Origin of the sequence: Nonomuraea sp. NPDC050540, assembly GCF_044457485.1 — a bacterium.
Taxonomy (GTDB): Bacteria; Actinomycetota; Actinomycetes; order Streptosporangiales; family Streptosporangiaceae; genus Nonomuraea.
On record NZ_JBITHA010000007.1, the window covers coordinates 217274 to 238320 of the forward strand.

20 protein-coding genes are annotated in these 21047 nt (G+C 72.8%); 11 read left to right on the top strand and 9 right to left on the bottom strand.

What is annotated here, in order from left to right; all coding sequences use genetic code 11:
• Window positions 1-81 precede the first annotated feature (81 nt).
• Complete coding sequence (locus ACIBI5_RS25265) at window positions 82-3222, top strand: choice-of-anchor P family protein (protein WP_397250696.1); 3141 nt, start codon at window positions 82-84, stop codon at window positions 3220-3222.
• 18 nt (window positions 3223-3240) lie between these two features.
• Here ACIBI5_RS25265 and ACIBI5_RS25270 read toward each other — a convergent pair whose 3' ends face one another.
• Together ACIBI5_RS25270 and ACIBI5_RS25275 are read right to left on the bottom strand one after the other, a co-directional pair.
• Window positions 3241-4314 carry a tartrate dehydrogenase gene (locus ACIBI5_RS25270; protein ID WP_397250698.1) on the bottom strand — a complete coding sequence of 358 codons (1074 nt, stop codon included), beginning with the start codon at window positions 4312-4314 and terminating at the stop codon, window positions 3241-3243.
• 93 nt (window positions 4315-4407) lie between these two features.
• Window positions 4408-5292: a LysR family transcriptional regulator gene (locus ACIBI5_RS25275; protein ID WP_397250700.1), complete on the bottom strand. Its 885-nt coding sequence runs from the start codon at window positions 5290-5292 to the stop codon at window positions 4408-4410.
• Between the two features lie 125 nt (window positions 5293-5417).
• Here ACIBI5_RS25275 and ACIBI5_RS25280 point away from each other — a divergent pair, with 125 nt between their 5' ends.
• The 3 genes from ACIBI5_RS25280 to ACIBI5_RS25290 are packed head-to-tail and all read left to right on the top strand — an operon-like array spanning window position 5418 to window position 8071.
• A complete protein-coding gene (locus tag ACIBI5_RS25280) occupies window positions 5418-6770 on the top strand; it encodes a GntP family permease (protein ID WP_397250702.1) in 1353 nt (450 codons plus the stop codon).
• A 58-nt stretch (window positions 6771-6828) separates the two neighbouring features.
• Window positions 6829-7824 (top strand): methyltransferase, encoded by a 996-nt coding sequence (locus tag ACIBI5_RS25285; RefSeq protein ID WP_397250703.1) that lies wholly within the window; start codon window positions 6829-6831, stop codon window positions 7822-7824.
• A 22-nt stretch (window positions 7825-7846) separates the two neighbouring features.
• Window positions 7847-8071 carry a hypothetical protein gene (locus ACIBI5_RS25290; protein ID WP_397250705.1) on the top strand — a complete coding sequence of 75 codons (225 nt, stop codon included), beginning with the start codon at window positions 7847-7849 and terminating at the stop codon, window positions 8069-8071.
• Here ACIBI5_RS25290 and ACIBI5_RS25295 read toward each other — a convergent pair.
• Window positions 8053-9321 (bottom strand): DUF6585 family protein, encoded by a 1269-nt coding sequence (locus ACIBI5_RS25295; protein WP_397250707.1) that lies wholly within the window; start codon window positions 9319-9321, stop codon window positions 8053-8055. The two genes, ACIBI5_RS25290 and ACIBI5_RS25295, sit on opposite strands and share 19 nt — an antisense overlap.
• A 330-nt stretch (window positions 9322-9651) precedes the next feature.
• Here ACIBI5_RS25295 and ACIBI5_RS25300 point away from each other — a divergent pair, with 330 nt between their 5' ends.
• The gene (locus tag ACIBI5_RS25300; RefSeq protein WP_397250709.1) at window positions 9652-10185 is read left to right on the top strand and encodes a hypothetical protein; all 534 of its coding nucleotides are present in this window, start codon (window positions 9652-9654) and stop codon (window positions 10183-10185) included.
• Here ACIBI5_RS25300 and ACIBI5_RS25305 read toward each other — a convergent pair whose 3' ends face one another.
• Entirely contained in the window at window positions 10186-11091 is a 906-nt protein-coding gene (locus ACIBI5_RS25305; RefSeq protein WP_397250711.1) for a GntR family transcriptional regulator, read from the bottom strand.
• Between the two features lie 104 nt (window positions 11092-11195).
• On the opposite strand from ACIBI5_RS25305, the gene ACIBI5_RS25310 reads away from it, so the two are divergent.
• Both ACIBI5_RS25310 and ACIBI5_RS25315 read left to right on the top strand, forming a co-directional pair.
• Window positions 11196-11777 (top strand): GNAT family N-acetyltransferase, encoded by a 582-nt coding sequence (locus ACIBI5_RS25310; protein WP_397250713.1) that lies wholly within the window; start codon window positions 11196-11198, stop codon window positions 11775-11777.
• Window positions 11774-12619: an alpha/beta fold hydrolase gene (locus tag ACIBI5_RS25315; protein ID WP_397250714.1), complete on the top strand. Its 846-nt coding sequence runs from the start codon at window positions 11774-11776 to the stop codon at window positions 12617-12619. The genes ACIBI5_RS25310 and ACIBI5_RS25315 overlap by 4 nt, the downstream gene beginning before the upstream one ends.
• 2 nt (window positions 12620-12621) lie before the next feature.
• Here ACIBI5_RS25315 and ACIBI5_RS25320 read toward each other — a convergent pair whose 3' ends face one another.
• Genes ACIBI5_RS25320 through ACIBI5_RS25335 form a run of 4 tightly spaced genes read right to left on the bottom strand, consistent with a single transcriptional unit; the run spans window position 12622 to window position 16175 of the window.
• On the bottom strand, window positions 12622-13485 hold the full coding sequence (locus tag ACIBI5_RS25320; RefSeq protein WP_397250716.1) for an ABC transporter permease subunit: 864 nt from the start codon (window positions 13483-13485) through the stop codon (window positions 12622-12624).
• Entirely contained in the window at window positions 13482-14444 is a 963-nt protein-coding gene (locus ACIBI5_RS25325; protein ID WP_397250718.1) for an ABC transporter ATP-binding protein, read from the bottom strand. The genes ACIBI5_RS25320 and ACIBI5_RS25325 overlap by 4 nt, the downstream gene beginning before the upstream one ends.
• The gene (locus ACIBI5_RS25330; protein WP_397250719.1) at window positions 14441-15589 is read right to left on the bottom strand and encodes a hypothetical protein; all 1149 of its coding nucleotides are present in this window, start codon (window positions 15587-15589) and stop codon (window positions 14441-14443) included. Before ACIBI5_RS25330 ends, ACIBI5_RS25325 begins: the two co-directional genes overlap by 4 nt.
• Window positions 15573-16175 carry a sigma-70 family RNA polymerase sigma factor gene (locus tag ACIBI5_RS25335; RefSeq protein WP_397250721.1) on the bottom strand — a complete coding sequence of 201 codons (603 nt, stop codon included), beginning with the start codon at window positions 16173-16175 and terminating at the stop codon, window positions 15573-15575. The genes ACIBI5_RS25330 and ACIBI5_RS25335 overlap by 17 nt, the downstream gene beginning before the upstream one ends.
• 85 nt (window positions 16176-16260) lie before the next feature.
• On the opposite strand from ACIBI5_RS25335, the gene ACIBI5_RS25340 reads away from it, so the two are divergent.
• Entirely contained in the window at window positions 16261-17418 is a 1158-nt protein-coding gene (locus ACIBI5_RS25340; protein WP_397250723.1) for an NAD(P)/FAD-dependent oxidoreductase, read from the top strand.
• 33 nt (window positions 17419-17451) lie between these two features.
• Here the strand turns inward: ACIBI5_RS25340 and ACIBI5_RS25345 are convergent, their stop codons facing one another.
• Window positions 17452-18264, bottom strand: coding sequence for a UbiA family prenyltransferase (locus tag ACIBI5_RS25345; protein WP_397250725.1), 813 nt, complete (start codon window positions 18262-18264; stop codon window positions 17452-17454).
• A gap of 57 nt (window positions 18265-18321) precedes the next feature.
• Here ACIBI5_RS25345 and ACIBI5_RS25350 point away from each other — a divergent pair, with 57 nt between their 5' ends.
• The 3 genes from ACIBI5_RS25350 to ACIBI5_RS25360 are packed head-to-tail and all read left to right on the top strand — an operon-like array spanning window position 18322 to window position 20957.
• Window positions 18322-19413, top strand: coding sequence for a type III polyketide synthase (locus tag ACIBI5_RS25350; RefSeq protein ID WP_397250726.1), 1092 nt, complete (start codon window positions 18322-18324; stop codon window positions 19411-19413).
• 6 nt (window positions 19414-19419) lie between these two features.
• On the top strand, window positions 19420-19944 hold the full coding sequence (locus tag ACIBI5_RS25355; RefSeq protein WP_397250728.1) for an isoprenylcysteine carboxyl methyltransferase family protein: 525 nt from the start codon (window positions 19420-19422) through the stop codon (window positions 19942-19944).
• Window positions 19941-20957, top strand: coding sequence for an NAD(P)/FAD-dependent oxidoreductase (locus ACIBI5_RS25360; RefSeq protein WP_397250730.1), 1017 nt, complete (start codon window positions 19941-19943; stop codon window positions 20955-20957). Before ACIBI5_RS25355 ends, ACIBI5_RS25360 begins: the two co-directional genes overlap by 4 nt.
• Window positions 20958-21047 lie beyond the last annotated feature (90 nt).

The window sequence follows — 21047 nt, forward strand, 5'->3', positions numbered from 1 at the left end:
GTTACTCATGTTTCCGGACGTGACGCCCCCGACAGTCGCAGAGAGGACATTCCCCTGTGAATCTCTCTGGAGCGGTACATCATGGCACTCTTACCACGCGGCAGATCCGTCGCCCTGATCGGCGTCCTGGTCGCGGCCCTGATGGTGGCGCTGACCGGCAGCGCGTCGGCGGCCACCCAGGTCACGGTCACCGTCAGGATCGACTACCTCAAACAGATCGACAACCCCGACGACGCCTCCGGCGACGGCGACTACTACCCGGTGGCCACGATCGACGGCGAGCGCTTCCCCCGCGGCCCGCGCATCGAGGACGACGAGTTCGAGCCCCTGGGCCTGCCCGAGGCTCCCAACGGATGGGTGTTCAGCAAGGTGGTGAACCTGCCGGGCAACGACACGACGGTGGGCCTGGCCATCGAGATCTGGGACTACGACGACGGCACCAACTTCGGCGACGACCAGATGGACCTCAGCAAGAACGAGCGCGACCTCACGCTCGACCTCGAGTTCGACATCGTCAACGCCACCTTCTCCGGCGACAACCTCGCGGTCGGCACCCCCTGCCTGCGTGACGGCGTGCCGAAAGGCCACACCTGCGCCGAGGGCAACGGCGACTTCGACTATCCCGAGGAGAACGACGGCGCCAAGACGAGGATCGGCTTCACGATCTCCTCGACCGTCGGCTCCAGCACCGACAGCGACGGCGACGGCCTGACCGACCTGGCCGAGATCCACGGCATCCGCAACCCCGACGGCTCGATGGCGCTGGACCTGAAGCGGTTCGGCGCGAACCCGCTGCGCAAGGACGTCTTCCTGGAGCTCGACTACACCGCCGGGGAGGCGCCCACCCGCGTCGACATCCAGGCGATGAAGAACGCCATGAAGTCCGCGCCGATCCCCAATCCGGACGGCTCACGCGGCATCAACCTGTGGGTGGACACCGGCAACCTGGTCGACCTGACGGTACGCCGCCAGCAACAGCCCGGCACGTGCTTCGACGACCAGGACAACGGCCTGGACGGGCAGCGCGACGGCGCCGACCCCGACTGCCTGTTCATCGACGCCAGCGCCGAGGACCCCTCCCCCGGCGGCCGGTGCACCAACGCCGACGTGGCCAACCCGGCCTGCCTGGTCGGCGACGACCTCGGCGGCGGCGGCATGGTCGGCGCGCTGAACAACTGCGGCATCGACGCCGCCTTCAACGCCGCCGCCGGCAACACCGGCAACTTCGCGGCGGTACGGCGCGGCGTCTTCCGTTACGCGATCAGCACCGCCGAGGCGGCCACCTGCACGAGCGGCGGCCAGGCCAGCACGAACAACCGGTTCTTCGTCGACTACAACCACGACGGCGGCACGCTGCTGCACGAGCTCGGCCACACTCTGGGGCTGGAGCACGGCGGCGACGTCGACGTCAACTGCAAGCCGAACTACGTCAGCGCCATGAACTACGACCTGCAGTTCGGCATCCCGCGCGTGGGCGGCGGCCGGATCGTGGACTTCTCGCCGCCCCGCCTGGCGCTGGACGGCACCTCGCGCGGCAAGGTGCTGCGCCCGCTGACCGAGAACTCGCTCGACGAGCTGCTCCTGGACGCCGACGACAACGAGAACAGGTTCATCTTCGTCAACGGCCGCGACCAGCGCCCGGGAATCCCCGGCGTCCAGGGCGCGAAGGTCACCGAGGATGTCAACGTCGACCCGGACTGGAATGACGACGGCGACGAGGACGACAACCCGGTCAACCCCGCCGTCAACATCAACACCGCCGGCCCGCCGGACCCGGTCACCGGCGCCAGGGATCCGGCCGACTGCGCCACCAACACCAGCAGCACCGACACGCTGACCGGCTTCGACGACTGGGCCAGGGTGGCGACCTCGATCGCGTTCCCCGGCTTCGCGGGCGGACTGCGCCGTGGAGCCGACCTGCCCGTCGTGGCCGAACCGGTCCCGGAGCAACTGCCCACCCTCGAGCAGCTGAAGGACAACTGGGAGGCGGTCAACACGACCGACGTCGGCGTCACCATCACCGGCGCCCCCGACCCGGTACGCGGCGGCGAGACCCTGACCTGGACGGTGAAGGCCACCAACGAGGGCCCCAACCCGGCCAGCTCGGTCGTGGTCACCACCACGCTGCCCGCCGAGGTCGCCTTCCTCGACAGCACCGGCCCGTGCGTGCGTGACGCCGCCAAGGTCACCTGCCATCTCGGCGAGCTGACCAGAGGCGCCTCGCGGCAGATCACGATCCGCGCGAAGGTTCAGGACGACGTCGTGCACAGCGGCGAGGAGTGCACGATCACCGCGACCGCGGTGATCGACAACCTCGCCGGTCCCGACCCGAACGCGGCCAACGACACCGCCAAGGCCGAGACCCACGTGCTGGTCAAGACGGGCCTGAAGGTGAACGGCCCGGCCAACGTCGCCAACGACGCCCCGGCCACGCTGAAGGCCACGCTCACCGACGCCGCGGACCGTCCGGTCGGGGACCGGCTCGTGACGCTGACCCTCGGCACGGGCCCGTCGGCGCAGTCGTGCCAGGCGCGCACGGACGCCGCGGGCGTGGCGAGCTGCGTGATCGCCGGCGTCGCCCAGCCGGCCGCCGCGACGAGCGTCGCGATCAGGGCGAGCTTCACCGGCGACGCGTGCTACCTGCCGTCGGACGCCTCGGGCACGGCCAAGCTGCTGTACTACACCGGCCGTTCCCACGCGCTGTCGGTCAAGCCGGTCCTGCTGCCGCAGACCGTCGTGGCCGACACGGGCGAGGTGTCCACCTCGGCCAGGTCCACGACCGAGAAGACGACCGCCGCGATCTCGCTCGCGCTGGTCAACGCCAAGGCGCTCAAGGCCGGGGTGGTCACCGGCCTGGGCGGCTCCACCGGGCAGGCGACGGCCGACGAGGTGTCCATCGGGCTGCCCGGCCTGCCCGTGATCAAGGTCGCCGGGGTGCGGGCCACCTCGACGAGCACGTGCGCGCTCGGGACGTACACCGCGAGCGCGAGCGGCACGACGACGCTCGGCTCGCTGACCATCGGCGGGGTGTCGTACCCGGCCGGCTCGATCGCGCCCAACACGGTCATCCGGGCGGGCGTGGCGACGATCACGCTGAACGAGCAGCGGCCGGTGGCGGGCACGTCCGCCGGGATGCTGGTCAACGCCGTCCATGTGAGCGCTCCGGCGCTGGCTGACGTGGTGGTCTCCTCCGCCAGGAGCGGCGTGCACAACTGTCCGTGACCCTCTGACCGAGGCCGCTCACGCCTGGCGCGGGCGGCCTCCTCCCGTCCCGAGGCGGTTCAGCACCTCGGCGGTGAACTCCTTGGTCGTGGCGCCGCCGCCCAGGTCGGGGGTGCGTACCGGGGTCTCGGCGAGGACCGCGCGGAAGGCGGCGCGCACCTCGTCACCGGCCTCGGCGTGGCCCAGGTGGTCGAGCATCATGGCCGCCGACCAGAGGGCGCCGACGGGGTTCGCGACGCCGGTCCCCGCGATGTCGGGGGCCGAGCCGTGCACCGGCTCGAACATCGACGGGAAGTCGCGCTCCGGGTTGAGGTTGGCGGCCGGGGCCAGGCCGATGCCGCCGGCGACGGCCGCGGCCAGGTCGCTCAGGATGTCGCCGAACAGGTTGGAGGCCACGATCACGTCGAACTCCCCCGGCCTCAGGACGATCTTCGCGGCGAGCGCGTCGATGTGCTCCTGGTTCCAGGACACCTCGGGCCGCGCGCGTTCCCTGACGAGCTCGTCCCAGAAGGGCATGGTGTGGATGATGCCGTTGGACTTGGTGGCGGAGGTCAGGACGCCGCGGCGGTGGGCGGCCAGGTCGAAGGCGTAGTCCACCACCCGGATGACGCCCGCCCTGGTGAACACGGACTCCTGGACCGCCATCTCCTCGGGGAAGCCGCGGTTGAGCCGGCCGCCGATCTCGGAGTACTCACCTTCGACGTTCTCGCGCACCACGACGAGGTCCACGTCCTCCGCGGCGCGCAGCGGTCCCGCCACGCCGTCCAGGGTCGTGATGGGCCGCAGGTTGACGTACTGGCGGAAGGCCCGGCGGATCGGGATCAGCAGTCCCCACAAGGACACGTGGTCCGGCACGCCCGGCCGCCCGACGGCGCCGAGCAGGATGGCGTCGTGGTGGCGGATGCGGTCCAGGCCGTCGGCCGGCATCATCGCGCCCTCGCGCTCGTGGCGTTCGCACGACCAGTCGAAGGTGTCGTAGCCCAGCGTGAAGCCGTGCCTGCGGCCGACGGCATCGAGGACGGCGGTCGCGGCGGGCAGCACCTCGATGCCGATCCCGTCGCCGGGAATGAGGGCGATGCGGTGGGAGGTCATGGCGCCATTGAGCCGGAACCGGCGGGCCGGGGTCCAAGACGAGGATCGTGGCCGTCGTATAGGCGTTCGCTATATCGCCCCTTATGTCGCCCCCTACATCGCCCGCTGTATCGCCGCGACGAAGGCGCGGGCCAGGGCGCTGACCGGCTCGGTGCGGTGCACCAGCGAGACGTGCAGCACCTCCTCCAGCGCCAGGTCGCGCACGACCAGCCCCATCGGCTCGGCCAGCCGCCGCCACGAGGCCGCGACCACGGCGATGCCGACCCCGGCCAGGACGAGCGGCAGCAGCGCCTCGCGATGCTCCATCTCGACGGCGATCGCGGCCCCTGGCGCGGCGGCCAGGATCTGGTCGGCGGCCCTGCGCATCCCGGTTCCGGGCTGGCCGACGATGAGCCGGGCGCCGCTCAGCAGCGCGGGCGCGACGGGCTCGTCGCCCTCGGGCAGGTCGGCTGCGTCCTGCGCGACCAGGACGAACGGCTGCTCGTCCACCGGGTGCACGACCAGCTCGGGATCGGGGCCGGGGCGTCCGAGCGTGGCGATGAGGCCGAGTTCCGCGGTTCCGGTCCGCAGGGCGGCGGCGACGTCGGCCGGGCGGTCGGCGGCCCGTACGGAGACCTGCACGCCCGGGTGCAGGCGGCGGAAGGCGGCGACCAGTTCGGTCAGCGGGCTGACCGCCTGGCTGGGCATGGCGGCGATGGTCAGCTTGCCGGCCAGCAGGCGTTCCACCGCGGCCACGCTCTCGTCCGCCGCCGCCAGCCAGCGGGTGACCTGGCGGGCCGGGGTGACCAGGGCCTCGCCCGCGGGGGTGAGCACGAGGCGCCGGCCGTACCGGCGAAACAGCGGGGTGCCCAGGCCGCGCTCCAGTTTCTTGATCGCCTGGGAGACCGAGGGCTGGGCCACCCACAGCTCCTCGGCCGCGCGCTGCACGCCGCCGTGGTCGACGACGGCGAGGAAATAGGCCAGTTGGCGAGCGTCCACGTCCGTCTCCGCACCCCGGTTCCATAGGCGCTGCCTATGGAAGAACGACAAAGTTCATCGTGGACAGTATGCCGGGTGGCCTGCCTGACTGGGGATTGCCCCGTCACCCCCCGAGGAGGGCCACTGTGAGCAACGCTCTGCTCCTGACGATGACCGGCGTCGCCATCCTGGGCGTCATCGTCACCATCACCGCCTGGAAGATCCCGCCCGTCATCGCGCTGCTCCTGGGCACGATCTTCCTCGGGCTGACCACCGGCGTCGGGGCCGAAGGCACCACCAAGGCGATCACCGCCGGGTTCGGGGAGGTGATGGCCGACATCGGGCTGCTGGTCACATTCGGCGTGCTGATGGGCTCGCTGCTGACGCTGACCGACGCGCTGCGCCGGCTGATCGAGCTGATGCTGCGGATCTTCGGCGAACGGAGCATCCCGTACGTGTTCGCGGTGTCGCTCAGCTCGCTGTTCACCTCGATCTACTCCGACGTGCTGCTCGTGCTGACCGCGCCGCTGGCCCGCCGCCTCGGCCCGCGCCTGGGACGCGACGGCAAGGCGTTGATGGGCGGGGCGCTGACCGCCGGGATCGAGGTCGGGCTGGTGTTCGTAGTGCCGGGCGTGGCGGCGCTGGCCGTGGCCGGGCTGCTGGACGTGCCGCTCGGCCAGATGTTCTGGTACGGGCTGATCGTCGGCCTGCCGACCGCGGTGCTCACCATGCTGGTCTTCGCCCTGCTCACCCCGCGCGCCCTGCGCTGGGACCCGGCCCTGGACGAGATCCCCGACGAGGAGCCGGCCGGTGACGGCGGCTCGGCCGCCGGATCCGTGCTGGTCAGGCAGGAGACCAAGGCTGGGCTGGGAGTGTCGCTGCTGCCCGTCGTCGCCACCCTGACGCTCATCGCGCTCGGCGCGCTGGCCGGCAACCTCGGCTGGACCTCGCCGGTGCTCGGCTTCGTGACCGATCCGGTGGTCGCCATGTTCGCCGGGGCGACCGCGTCGTACCTGCTGACGCTCCGCACGCACTCCCGCGCGGAGATCCACGCCGCCATGGGACAGGGGTTGTCCTCGTGCGGGCCGATCCTCGTGCTGTCGGGCATCAGCGGCTCGCTCGGGGCGGTCATCGAGGGTTCCGGGCTGGCCAAGGTGCTCGGCGGCGCGTTCGGCTCGAACTTCCTGCCGCCGCTGATCCTGGTCTGGCTGGTGGCCGCGGTGCTGCACATCGCGCTCGGCTCGATCTCGGTCGCCGCGATCACCGCGGCCGGGATCCTGGCGCCGCTGGCCGGTTCGCTGGACACGCCGCTGGTGTTCGTGGCGCTGGCCGCCGGTTCCGGCGCGTTGTTCCTGCCGCACGTGAGCAGCAACTTCTTCTGGATGTTCCAGACCATGCTGGGGCTGTCGACGCGCGGCACGTTCAAGACCCACTCGCTGGCGATGTCGCTGTCGTCGGTCATCTCGCTGCCGCTCATCCTGCTGCTGGCGGCCCTGTGATCACGAAGGGCTTCGGGAGTACGCTCGGGGCTTGATCTCGCGAGAAGGGCACCCGGCCATGACAGCGTGGGAAGAGGCGTGGGCGGTGCTGGCGCCGGTGACGGACCTGGTCACCCCGATGGCGGTGCGGGTCGCGGCCACACTGCGGCTGAGCGACCTGATGGGCGACGAGCCGGTGTCCGTGCACGAGCTGGCCCGCCGTTCGGGCGCCGACCCCGATGCTCTGGTACGCCTGCTGCGTCACCTGGTCGGCAGGGGTGTCTTCGCCGAGCCGGAGCCGGGCAGGTTCGCCGTCAACGGGCCCGCCGCGCTGCTGGCCTCCGGCCATCCGTCCGGGATGCGGGCACGGCTCGACCTGGACGGGTTCGGCGGGCAGATGGACGTGGCGTTCACCGGCCTGCTGCACACGGTCCGCACCGGGCTGCCGGCGTGGGAGACGGTCTTCGGCGCGGACATCTGGTCCTATCTGGCGGCTCATCCGCGGATGAGCGCGACGTTCGACGCGATGATGGCGGACGGGGCCGAGTACCTCGCCGACGCGGCCGGGGGCTACGACTGGTCCGGCGCGCGGCATGTGGTCGATGTCGGCGGCGGGAGCGGGATGTTGCTGGCCGAGGTGCTGGGCGCCTTCCCGGATCTGCGGGGCACGCTCGTGGACCTGCCCGACACCGTGGAACGCGGCCGGCGGCACCTCGCCGGACTGGGCCTGGAGTCGCGGTGCTCGTTCGCGGGCCAGAGCTTCTTCGACCCGCTGCCGGCCGACGGCGACGCGTACGTGCTCAGGCGGGTCATCCACGACTGGAGCGACGACGACGCCCGGCGGATCCTGCGGCGGTGCGCCGACGCGGCCGGGCCGGACGGACGGGTGGTCGTCATCGAGCAGCGCGCCGATCCGGCCATGTTCGCCGAGATGGACCTGCGCATGCTCGTTCTCAGCGGCGGGCGCGAGCGGACCGTCGAGGACTACACCACCCTCGCCGCGGGGGCCGGGCTCCAGATCGCCGGCCTCCACGACACCCCGCTCGGCCACCTCGTCCTGGTGCTCTACCGTTGAGCGGCCCGCCCACCGCCCCGACGTGCGCACCGAGATCCGCCCGCGGCTCGACAGGATCACCGTGGACATGCTGAAGGCGATCAAGGCCGCGGAACGGGCTCGCGCGCGTCCCTCGTGCGAACGGAGGCTGGCCTGGGCCGCGTTCCGGATCTCCGCACGGCGCGACCTGCACCGGCCGCACCGCGCCGGACTCCACCGCGCGCTCGGCTCCTTCTGCGGCACTCAGGTTCAGTTGGTGTCGTGGTAGACCATGGGGCCGGCCGCCTCCAGCGCCGCCTTCGACGCGTCGGTGAGCCACGGCTTGGTGCTGCTGCCGTCGGCGAGGTTCTCGTACAGGGCCAGGGTCGCGATGACGTAGCGGTGGTTGTGCTGAGTCCAGCCCCAGATGTACGCCGAGGACCAGCTACCGCGGCCGTTCGCGCACAGGCCGGACCCCGGGCCCTTCAGCGGGCACATGAAGCCCCAGTCCCGGGAACCGGCCGGTAGCTTGTTGAACGTGCGCTTGGCGGTGCTCGAGTCCTTGAACGGGATGACCCGGATCACGACCATGATCCGGTTGTTCTTCGTCGAGTTCGCGCTGGCGTAGACGCCCGAGATCATCTCCTTGCAGCGCGCGCTGCGCAGCAAGGTCCGCACCCGCCCTTCCTGGAACCAGGCGGGACAGTCGTCCGACCGGGTCCCCTTGAGGTTGTAGCGCACGCCCTTGCGGGTGGTGAAGGTGTCGGCGAGCAGCGCGCCGGTCGTGATCGGGGTCTGGTCGGTGTCCTCGTCGTCGAGCGAGCCCGCGTCGAACGGCTCCTCGGTCGGGGTCGGCTCGGTCGTCGGCGTGTACGTCTCCGAGGGCTGCGGAGTGGCCGAGGCCGTGTCGGACGGCGTGGGCGTGGGCGTCTCCTGCGCGGCGGTGATCCCCTCGCGGACACCCGTCTTGACCAGGCGTTTGACAACGACGATCCCGCCGGCCACCAGGGCGATGACCAGGAAGCTCACGACCCCGCCGACCACCCAGCCCAGCCGGGAACCCGAGGCGGGGGCCCCTCCCTTGAGCTCCTCGACGAGTGTGAACAGGACCAGGAAGTTCGGGAGGTCGCGGACATGGGTGGTGGTGAGGGGCCGCCACTGCTGCCGTACCTTGATCGAGGCGACGCCGTTCTCGACGCCGATCTCGCTGATCTCCGCCCACGGCACCACGCCGGTCGGGGTGAGCAACGCCTGCTGGGTCGCCGCGATCTCCCCGAAGGCCACGGTGTTGCCCGCCTGCAGCGCCGCCCGCGCCTGCGGCATGTGCGCCCGCAGGACCGCCCCGTGAATGGCGGGCCCCCACTGCTCCGGCCGTTCGAACCCGTCGATCACCACGGGCGCCGAGCCGCCGTCGGTCAGCGAGTACACACTCCGGAACGGATCGATGACGTCCTTCAGCACCGTCACCGACTCCCACCGGAGCCCCTGAACCCGCCCGTCCGGCAACCGGACGACCAGCCCGTGCTCGAAGAGGTGCAACTCCCAATCCCAGGGAGTTCCCCCATCCGCGGGCCCATAGACCGCCTCAGGCCTACCAAGTCCATTTCGGGCGGCTATGTCCCTGATCTGATCATTCACGAGTCTATGATCTAACATTTCCAGTCAAATCGGGCCACAGACCAGAACTCCCCCTGTGATCTCCCTCCCGCCCCGGCCCAGGCGGCGCACCCGGCCGGGTGTGATGTACGTCTCGTGTGCCTGGCGGGTGAAGTGGTATTTGTGCGCTGACCGCGATGTGGCCCCGGCTGTGTACTGGTGCCGCCTTGAGCCGATCGGTCTCAAGGGACATCACCAGGGGGTTCCTTTCTCATGTCCGCATCACACAACCTGCGCCGCTCCGTCGCGCTGACGCTCACCGCGGTGAGCCTGTCGGGGATCGGCGCGCTCGTCGCCTCTCCGGCGCACGCCGAGGTGTTCAAGGAGCTGGAGTATCGGGGGGACAACGCCAGGACGGTGCTCACGGCCTCCGCCAGTTTCAACGGGGCGGACGTCGTGCTGAGGAGCGACACGAACAGCGGCTTCGGCCAGTGGGCGCAGACGGCCACCGTCTCGTCCGGGGGCGGGCAGAGTGCGTTCATCTACACCCTGCGGGCCAGCATCGGCAGCGGCGCTCCGCTGTGCCTGACCGCCAAGGACGCGGTGAACGTCACCGTGGCGACCTGTGACAACAGCGACCGCCAGAAGTGGTTCCACCCGACCGCCGTGGTCGGCCCGGGTGGCACGCTGCCGACGAAGAACGTCCAGACGCTCCGGCACCTCGGCCAGAGCCAGTCGTCCAGTGCCGTTCCGGTGTCGCAGTTCGCGCAGATCGGGGGCCACTTCTGGGCCAAGCGCACCGTCTGATCAACGATCGATCAGGGTGGCGAAGCCGTCGAGGTGGCGGGCCAGGCCGTACTCGAACAGGCCGTCGGCGTCCGCCACCTCGTCGTCGGCCAGCGTGGCCAGCAGCGGGAACCGTCCGGAACGCAGGAGGTCGTCGGCCCTTTTGCGCTGGGTGAGCCACCACCGGTCGAGGGTCACGCCGGTCTCCTGCTCGGCCTCGATCTCCTCGGCCATGGACAGCGCGACGGTGAGGACCAGCGTGTGCAGCGTCAGGGCCTCGCGAATCCGGATCGTCATGGGCAGTCCGAGCCCGTCCAGCGCGCGCAGGGTCCATTCGGTGTACGCCATCACGTTGGGCACCAGCAAGGGACGGGTGAAGGAGACGGCCCGGGGCAGCCAGAGGTGTCGCCGGCACAGTTCCCACTGCAGGCGGGAGATCAGTTCGAGCTTGGCCCGCCAGCCGTCCGGCCCCGGGTCGGGGAGCTCCTGTTCGCCGAAGACCTCGTCGGTCATCTGCGTCACCAGTTCGTCCTTGCTCGACACGTGCCGGTAGAGCGACATCGGGCCGACGCCGAGTTCGGCCGCGAGCCGTCGCATGGACACGGCGTCGAGACCCTCCGCGTCGGCGATCGCGATGGCGGCGCGGAGGGTCCGCTTGCCGTCCAGCGCCTGCCGTGGTCCCGGCTGCCGCGTCAGGCCCGTGCGGCCGCTGACCACCGTGCCGGCGCCGACCTTCGTCTCGACCAGCCCTTCGTCGCGCAGGGTGGCCATCACCCTGGTCGCGGTGGCGACCGCGACGCCCCATCGCCGGGCGATCTCCCGGATCGACGGCACCCGTTCGCCGGGCCGCAGGCGGCCGTCGACGATCCGGGCGCGGATCTCCGCCGCGATGTGCCGGTAGGGCGGTTCCGGCCGCTGGGTCGACATGACGCTGGAGTGTACTAGTTCAATCGCCCCTGACGCTAGTGCACTTTCACCCGCCACATTCTGGAAATATGCGCACGTTGACGGCGGGCGAATACGCTTCAGTCATGACAATTGATACACCGTACGCAGCCGTGCGGCGGGCACAGGAGGCGGACCGGCAGGCGGTGCTGGACGTCCTCACCGAGGCGTTCACGGACGACCCCCTCGTCCGCTGGCTCGGCCCGCCTGGGCCCGTCCAGGCGCACTACTACCGCCACCTGCTCACCCGCCCCACCGCCGAGGCGTACCTGGCCGGTGGCGGCGCGGGCGCCGCGATCTGGCTGACCCTGCCCGCCGGCCACACACCCGGGGAGGAGCCTGGCGGCGGCGAGCGGCTTCGGGCCCTCGGCCAAGCGCTGGCCCCACGCCACCCCAAAGGCCGGCGGCACCTCTACCTCCCCTGCATGGGAGTGGTCACCGGGTGGCAGGGCGCCGGGCTCGGCTCGGCGATGCTCCGGCACCGGCTCGAACGAGCGGACGCCGACGCGCTGCCCGCCTACCTGGAGGCGAGTTCGGCCCGCAGCCGCGCCCTCTACCGGCGCCACGGCTTCGAGGATCTCGGCGAGCCGGTTCACGTGGCCGGCAGCCCGCCGCTGTGGCCGATGTGGCGCGAACCCAACCCCAGCCAAGGGAGAGAACGACCATGACCACCCTCGTGTTCATCCACGGCACCAACTCCTCCTCCGCCTGGGCCACGGGCCTGACCACCGAGCTCACCCTGCGCGGGCACCGGTGCGTGGCCGTCGACCTGCCGGGACACGGCCAGGAGGCCTTCTACCCCCGCTCCTACCAGGCCCCACAGGACCTGCGGGCGCTGGCCACCGAACCGTCCCCCCTCGCCGAGATCACCATCGACGACTACGTCGAGCGCGTCGCGGACGTCGTACGCCGCGCCCGCCGCCACGGGCCGGTGATCCTGGCCGGCATGAGCCAGGGCGGCGTCACCGTCAGCCGGGTCGGCAACGCCATCCCCGACCTGCTCGACCGGGTCGTCTACGTCGCCGCCTACTGCTGCGTGGACCTGCCGAACCTGGCCGCCTACCTCGACACGCCGGAGAACAGGGACAGCCTGGTCCACCTGCTGAGCGCCGCCGTGGTCGCCGACCCCGCGGTCCTCGGGGTGACCAGGATCAACTGGCGCTCGGCCGACCCGGCGCTGTTCCAGGCCGTCAAGCAGGCCCTGGCAGCGGACTTCACCGACGAAGGCGTGAGCCGGCTGCTCAACGCCCTCGAACCGGACGAGAGCGCGAGCATTCCGCCGGCCGAGGCGCGAGGTGAAGCGCACACCTGGGGCCGCATCCCCCGGACCTACGTACGCCTCACCCTCGACCGGCTGATTCCGCTCGCGCTGCAGGACCGGTTCATCGCCGAGGCCGACCGCCTCACCCCGGGCAACCCGACCGACGTGCGCAGTGTCGCGGCGCCGCATGTCGGCCCGTTCGACCGGCCGGAGCTGGTGGAGATCTTCTCCGAGCTCGCCGGCCGCTGAGTTCAGAGGTCGCGGCGGCGGAAGGAGAGGGCGGCCAGGCCCAGGACGAGGACGACCCAGACGGCGGTCCACGCCAGGTACGCCGGAGTCAGCGGGGCGTTGCTCAGGAACGGGAAACCGCCCTCCAGAGCCGGTCCGCCGAAGCGGGCCAGCACGATCGGGTCCTGGAAGGCGTTCATGGCTCCGCGCCACAGCCCGTCCGTCGGCAGCAGGATCTGGGAGACGACGCCGATCCTGGCCACCCCCTCGTTGCCGAGGGCCAGCCCGACGCCGCCGACCACGCCCGCGATCCAGGTGGCGCCGAACAGGCCGACGGCCACGATGCCCGAGGCCATCGGCGAGACGGCCGTGGACAGCAGCAGGCCGAGGGTGAGCAGCACCGTCGTCTGGGCCGCGAGCAGCGCGAGGCCGGTCACCGGCTGCGGCGGCCAGTAGCCCACGATGAACCGGACGATGAGGAACTGGGCCAGCCCCGCCACGACCACGAAGCCGCTGCCGAACACGACCAGGCCCAGCCACTTGCCCAGCAGCACCGCCCAGCGGTGCACCGGGCGGGCCAGCACCGCCAGCGCGATGCCCGACTCGATCTCGCCGGCCAGAGTGGGGCCGGCGAGGAAGGCGGTGCCCAGCGCGGCGATCAGGCTGATGCCGAACATCACCAGGTTGAGCATCTGGGAGGCCACCAGCTTGGCCTCCCCGGTGGTCATCACGCCGCCGTCGAACTCGACCGTGATCATCAGGGAGAATCCCCACGCGCTGAGCCCCAGCAGCACGACGGTCAGCAGGGCCAGCGCGCGCAGCACCTTGCGGCGGGACGACTCCTTGATGGTGAGGGCGGCGAGGGTGAGCACGATCGTGGTGTTCATCGGCTTTCCTCCGCCTGGTCGGCGCGGACGATGTCGAGGAGGCGTTCTTCGAGGGTGACCCGGCCGGGTTCGACCGCGTGCACGCGCACCCCGAGGGCGACCAGGTCGGCGACGAGGTCCGGCACGGTGGCGGGGTCCTGTTCCGCGGGCAGCTCGACGGTGTACGCCTCCCCGGCGCGGTGCACGCGGCCGGCGGCGGCCAGCCGTACCTCCGCTTCCTGACTCACCCCGCCGAGACGCAGCCGCAGCTCGCGGCCGCCGAGCAGCTCGGTGAGGGTGCCCGAGGCGGCGACCCGGCCCTTGTCGAGGATGACGGCCCGGTCGCACACGCGCTCGACCTCGCCGATGAGGTGGGAGTTGAGCAGGACGGCGACCTGGCGGGCCTTCAGGGACAGCAGGAGATCGCGGACGTCGGCGCGGCCGATGGGGTCGAGTGCGCTGGTCGGCTCGTCGAGCACGATGAGCTCGGGGCGGGCCACCAGCGCGACGGCCAGGCCGAGGCGCTGCTGCATGCCCTTGGAGAAGCCGCCCACCCGATCCGCGGCGCGGTCGGCGAGCCCGACGGCCGCCAGGCACTCACGCCGATCCCGGTCGGGGACGATGACGCCGGCCAGCCGCACATGCAGGTCCAGCACCTCGGCGGCGGTGAGCCATGGCTGGTAGCGGAACAGCTCCGGCAGGTAGCCGACGCGGGTGCGGGCCCGCGGGTCGTGGGCCGGCCGGCCGAGCAGGAGCACCTCTCCCGCGTCCGGCCGGACCAGGCCGAGCAGCATCTTGATCACGGTGGTCTTGCCCGCTCCGTTCGGGCCGAGCAGGCCCACCACCTCGCCGCGGCCGACGCTGAGGGAGACGCCGTCGACGGCTGTCCGGCGCCGGTAGCGCTTGCGCAGGCCGGAACCCCACGCGGCGGCGGCGGGCGGCAGCTCGGTGAGCAGCCGGGCAGCGGTGTCGTCGATCATCGTTCCACCTTCAGCTCGCGGGCCACCGACAACACCTCGCCGGCGCTCAGGGAGCCGGCCACCACGGTGAGGACGCCGCGGTCCATCCAGATGACGGCCGCCATCGTGCCGTCGCGCGGGACGAGCAGGGTCGCCGGTACGCCGCCGACGTCGGTGGCCGAGCTCGTCGTCTTCTCGATGATCGTGAACAGGGGCAGCGTCGTGCCGTCGCCGGAGAAGGCGCGCAGTTGCGCGGCCACGTTCTCCGGCAGGACGCCCAGCGACAGCAGGTAGTCGCGGGCCGTCCGGAACGGCACGCCGGAGGACTCCGCCGTGGGCGGCACCGCGCGCGCCACGACCAGGGCGGGCATCGGCCGGCCCGCCGACCAGGCCGCGGCCACGGCGGGCCCGGCGGACAGGCGGAACCGGCTGCCGTCCAGGCCGGGAAGCGTGGGCGGCAGCGTACGGCCGCCCGAGGCCACGGTGCGGGCCGTCTTCTCGGCCGAGAACGTGAGCGTCGCGCCCACCCGGCCGACGACGTGGAAGGTGGGTTGCCCGGTGACGCCGCGCGGCAGCGTGGTCACCCGCGGGACGGACAGGCCGGTGGCCGTCTTCGCGGCGGCGGCGTCGGCGACCTGCCGGATGTCGATCCTCTCGGTGATCTCCATGTCGCCGAGGTCGGACAGGTCGGGCATCCGCACCAGGTCGGCGCGCGGGGCGACGACCGGGGTGATCTGCTCGGCGCGGAAGATCGGCAGCCACTCCGCGGCGGCCGCGGCGGTGACCCCGCTCACCAGGACGGCGGCGCCGGCGACGGCGGCCACCGGGCTGCGCAGCGCCTTCCACCTCCGCCGGTGCGGCGGAGCCGGGGCCGTGACCTGCCCGGCCCCGGCGGCGAGAGCGCCGGACAGGCGGCGCCAGGCCGCGTCCACGTCCACGCCGGGCGCGGCGCCCGGCGCCATGTCCACGCCGGGCGTGCTGCCCAGGGCCGCGCCCGCGTCAGGCGTGGCGCTCAGCGCCGCGCCCACGAGCGCCGCGTCCCGCTGGACGACGGCCAGTCCTGACCGGCAGATCGGGCAGCCGGCGACGTGCTCGCGGTCGGCGTCGGCGACCGCGGCGGGCTCGTCGAGGAGCCGGCGCAGCGTGCCGTCACTCGGATGGCGCATGACGGTTCAACTCCTTGCGCAGAGCGGACTCGGCGCGGCGCACCGTGGTGCCCACGCTGCCCGGGGACAGGTCGAGAACGGCGGCGACCTCGGCGTAGCTGAGGCCGCTGTGGCGCAGGACGAGCGCGACGGCCTGCCTGCGGGGCAGCCGCGCCAGCGCCTCGCGCACGCGGCGGCGCTCCTCGCGGGTGACGACCGCGTCGGCGACGTCCGGGCTCACGACCTCACCGGCGGCCTCTTCGCGCGAACCGGCCGCACGGGAGGCGGCCTCCTCGCGCGAGACGCGGCGGCGGCCGGTCCGCAGGTGGTTCAGCGCGGTGTGCGCCGCTGCCACCGACAACCAGCCCAGCGCCTCCCCCGCGGGCACCGTGGAGCGCCCGAACGTCAGGAACACCTCCTGGGCCACGTCCTCCGCCTCGTCCCGGGAGCCGAGCACCCTGGCGGCGACCGCGACGACGCGCGGATAGGCCGTGCGGAACACCTGCTCGAGGTCGGCCCGGACGCCCGGGGGACTCGACACCACCGCGCCGCCCTTCCACTCGGCCCGCCTGGCCACCGCGGCCGATGCGCTCCTACGATGCCTCACAACGTTCACATCTGTAGAGCACCGCCGGGGCCTCGCGTGTGACACCGGGCGTTGCCGCGATCGTTGGAGTGGGTAGGGGCGCTACGTGGCCAACGTGTGGGATGTGCTCGTCGTCGGTGGCGGACCCGCGGGCGCGGCGGCCGCGTTGCGCGCCAAACAGCTACGGCCCGAGGCGAGCGTCCTGCTCGTGGACCGCGACGACTTCCCGCGCGACAAGGCCTGCGGCGACGGCATCGCCGCGCACGGCCGCGACGAACTGGACCTGCTCGGACTGCCCGGCCTGCTCGACGACTACCGCCCGACCCGGCGCCTGTCCGTGGTCTCCCCCGGCGGCGTACGCGTCTCGGCGACGGTCGCCCGGCCCAACCACGTCGTGCCGCGCATGGTGTTCGACGCGCGCCTGGTCGAGGCGGCCCGCGAGCGCGGCGTCGAGGTGCGGCGCCACCGGGTGCGCGCGCTGAGCGCCTCGGACGGCCTGCTGACCGTGGACGACACGCTGACCGCCCGCGCCGTCGTCGCGGCCGACGGCGCCTACTCCGCGGTACGCCGCCTGCTGGGCGCCAGGCAGACGCCCGAGCGGCACATCGCGATCGCCGTACGCGGTTACGCCGACCTCCCGGACGACGACGACGCCCAGCTCATCGCCATGCAGCGGGCCGGGTGGCCCGCCTACGCCTGGGCGTTCCCCATCGGCGACGGCACCGCGAACGTCGGCTTCGGCATGCTGCTCCCCCACCTGCGCGCCACCGGCCTGCCCGGCCGCCAGGTCCTGCACGGCAGGCTCGCCGAACTGCTGCCCCACCTGCCCGCCCGCGACCTGCGCGCCCATCACCTGCCGCTGTCGCCCGGCCGCCCGCGCGCGGGCGCCGGCCGCGTGCTGTTCGCCGGCGACGCCGCCAGCCTCATCAACCCGCTCACCGGCGAGGGCATCTACTACGCTCTGCTGTCGGGCCGCCTGGCCGGCGAGGCCGCCGTCACCGCGAGCGCCGACCCGCTGCCCGTCTACCGGCGCGGGCTGCGCGCCGCGCTCGGGCGGCACCTGCGCACGACCGACGTGCTGGCGCGCGCGGCGCAGTCACCCGGCTTCATCGACGCGGCCATCGCCACCGCCGCCCGCCGGCCGGAGGTCTTCGACCTCCTCGTGGAGGTCGGCCTCGGCGCCGGTACGGTCCCCGTCCCGCTGGCCGCCGCCGTGGTGAGCCGCTGGGCCAGGACCGGGCTGGGCGCGGCGTTCAGCCGGTGAGCCTGAAGCCGGGGACCGGGCCGAGCATGGCGCTCAGCCGGTGAGCCGGGAGCCGTTGATCACCAGCAGCACCACGTCGATCCCCGCCACCACGATCGCCGCGAGGAAGGGGGCCCTGCCGCCGCGCCACAGCCCGGCCACGGTCACCGACGCCGCCACCGCGAGGGCCGGCCAGGAGGCGGCGCCGTACACGCCGAAGGAGATCAGCGCGGTCGCGGCCAGCAGGGGCAGCGGGACGAGCGCGGCGACGCGGGCGGGGCCGAGCCGCTGCGGCCAGCCGCGTACGCCGGTGGCCAGGTCGTCCTTGATGTCGGGCAGGACATTGGCCAGGTGCGCGCCCAGCCCGAGCAGTGCGGCGCCGAGGACGGCCCACCACGCCGGCCACGGCCGGCCGGGCAGGCCGAGCGTGACGAACGCGGGCAGCACACCGAAACCGATCATGTACGGCAGCCACGACAGCATGGTCGCCTTCAGCCCGAGGTCGTAGGCCCACGCGGCGCCGACGCCGAGCAGGTGTGCGAGGCCCGCCTGCGGGCCGGAGGCCAGAGACAGCGGCACGCAGAGCGCCAGGGCGGCGAACGCGGCCGCGCGTACGGTGCCCGCGGCCACCATGCCCGCCACGATCGGCTTGCCGGCGCGCGCGGAGGCGGCGTCGCGGGCGGCGTCGGCGGCGTCGTTGCACCACCCGATGGACAGTTGCCCGGTCAGGATCGCGGCCGCGACCAGGACGGTTCCGGCGAGGTCGCGTCCGCTGGCCGCGGTCACCGCGGTGACGAAGACGGTGACGGCGAGCGTGGGCCCGGGATGACATGCGCGCGCCAGCCCTGCCACCGTTCGCACGAGCACCTCGATCCATGACGCTTTATGGGCATAGTAACCATGCGTGCGGGGCAATCTCCGGCTATGACCTGGATCGCAGCCGTGCACGGCGCGGTACCCCCGTATCGGTACGCGCAGCCCGAAATCACCGAACTGGCGGCGCGGTCCTTCCTGCCGGAGGGCGCCGACCGGCGTCTGCTGCACCGGCTGCACGACAGCGCCCGGGTCGATCATCGCAACCTGGTCCTTCCGCTGGAGGAGTACGGCAAGCTCGACGGGTTCGGCGCGGCCAACGACGTGTTCGTCGAGGCCGCCGTCGATCTGGGCGCCGAGGCGGTGTCCGGCGCGCTGGAGCAGGCCGGGCTCACCCCCGCCGACGTCGACCTGATCATGTTCACCACGGTCACGGGCATCGCGGCGCCCTCGATCGAGGCCAGGGTGGGCCTGCGGCTGGGCATGCGCCCGGACGTCAAGCGCGTCCCGATCTTCGGCCTGGGCTGCGTGGCGGGGGCGGCGGGCATCGCCCGCCTGCACGACTACCTGCGCGGCTGGCCGGACCACGTGGCCGTGCTGCTGTCGGTCGAGTTGTGCTCGCTCACCCTGCAGCGCGGCGACGGCTCGGTCGCGAGCCTGGTGGCCAGCGCGTTGTTCGGCGACGGCGCCGCGGCCGTCGTGGTCCGCGGCTCCGGCACACCTGCTGGATCCGAGGGCACTCCTGCTGGACCCGAGGGCGGTCCGGCGGGGCCCGAGGTGGTGGCCACCCGCAGCCACCTGTACCCGGACACCGAGCACGTCATGGGCTGGGAGGTGCGCGACAGCGGCTTCGGCGTCATCCTCGACGCCGGCGTGCCCGGAGTCGTCCGCGCGCACCTGGCCGGCGACGTCGACGCCCTGCTGGCCGAACATGGCCTGACCAGGAACGACGTGACCACCTGGGTGTGCCATCCGGGCGGGCCGAAGGTGCTCGAAGCCGTCGCGGAGACGCTCGGCCTGCCGCGCGAGGCGCTGGAGCTGACCTGGCGCTCGCTGGCCGATAACGGCAACCTGTCGTCGGCGTCGGTGCTGCATGTCCTTCGTGACACTTTGCGTAGCCGTACCCCACCGCCGGGAAGCTATGGTCTGATGATGGCCATGGGCCCTGGATTCTGCTCCGAACTCGTCCTGCTGCGCTGGTAGCCGCCGATGTTCTGGTACCCCCTCCTCATCGTGCTCGTCGGCCTGGAACGCCTGGCCGAACTCGTCGTCGCCCGCCGCAACGCCCGCTGGAGCATGGAACGCGGCGGGATCGTCAGCGGGCAGGGCCACTATCCCTGGATGGTGCTGCTGCACACCGGCCTGCTGGCCGGGTGCCTGGCCGAGGTGTTCCTGGCCGGGCGGCCGTTCGTCCCGGCGCTCGGCTGGACGATGCTCGCGCTCGTCGTCGCCGCGCAGGGGTTGCGCTGGTGGTGCATCACCGCGCTGGGACCGCGCTGGAACACGCAGGTGATCGTGGTTCCCGGGCTGCCGCTGGTGCGTAGCGGGCCGTACCGGTTCGGGTGGCTGCGCCACCCCAACTACGTGGCGGTCGCCGTCGAGGGTCTCGCGCTCCCGCTCGTGCACACCGCCTGGGTGACCGCGCTGACCTTCACCGTGCTCAACGCCGTGCTCATGGTGGTCCGCATCCGCTGCGAGAACCGGGCGCTGGCCCAGCTGGACGAGGTCGCGTGATCGACGTCGTCGTGGCCGGCGGCGGTCCCGCCGGGCTGGCCACGGCGATCCACGCCACGCTCGCGGGACTGCGCGCCGTGGTCGTGGAGCCGCGCAGCTCGCCCGTCGACAAGGCGTGCGGCGAGGGCCTGATGCCCGGCGGCGTGACGGCGCTGCGGGCGATGGGCGTGGAACTGTCCGGCCACCCGCTGCTCGGCATCGACTACCTCGACGCCGGAACGCACGCGCGCGCCGACTTCGGCGACACGCCCGGTCTGGGGGTACGGCGGACCGTGCTGCACGCGGCGCTGTCCGCGCGGGCCGCCGAACTCGGCGTGGAGATCGTGACCGGCAAGGTCGTGCGGCCCCGCCACGACCGGGACGGCGTCGAGGCCGCGGGGCTGCGGGCCCGCTGGCTGGTCGCCGCCGACGGCCTGCACTCGCCGCTGCGCTCCTGGCTGCGCCTCGGGCTGCCCGACCGCGCGCCCGCCCGGTACGGCCTGCGCCGCCACTACCGGGTCGCCCCGTGGTCGGACCACGTCGAGGTGCACTGGTCGGCGGCCGGGGAGGCGTACGTGACGCCGGTGGCCGACGACCTGGTGGGCGTGGCGATCCTCAGCCGGGAGCGGGGCGGCTTCGACGAGCGCCTGCCGTCCTTCCCCGGCCTGCTCGCCCGGCTGGACGGCCCCGCGGCCACCCCGGTGCGCGGGGCGGGGCCGTTGCGCCAGCGCGTACGCGGCCGGGTGGCCGGGCGCGTCCTGCTGGTGGGGGACGCGGCGGGCTACACCGACGCCCTCACCGGCGAGGGACTGTGCCTGGCGGTCCTGACGGCGCGGGCCCTGGTCCGCTGCCTGGTCGAGGAGCGGCCGCAGGACTACGAGCGGGCCTGGCGGCTGCTGACGCGCAAACACCGGGTGCTCACCGCCGCGCTCCTGGCCGCGGCGCGGCGGCGGGCGTCGGCGAGGCTGATCGTCCCGGCGGCGGCCCGGCTGCCGTCGGTCTTCACCGGGGTGGTCCGCGCCCTTTCCGGCTGAGAGTTTCCTGTACGCGCCGCCGCGGTCGCGGGCCGGGCCTTCGCCGGTTCTCAGAGTTCTCCCAGAAGCTCTCAGAGCCCGCCCAGCCAG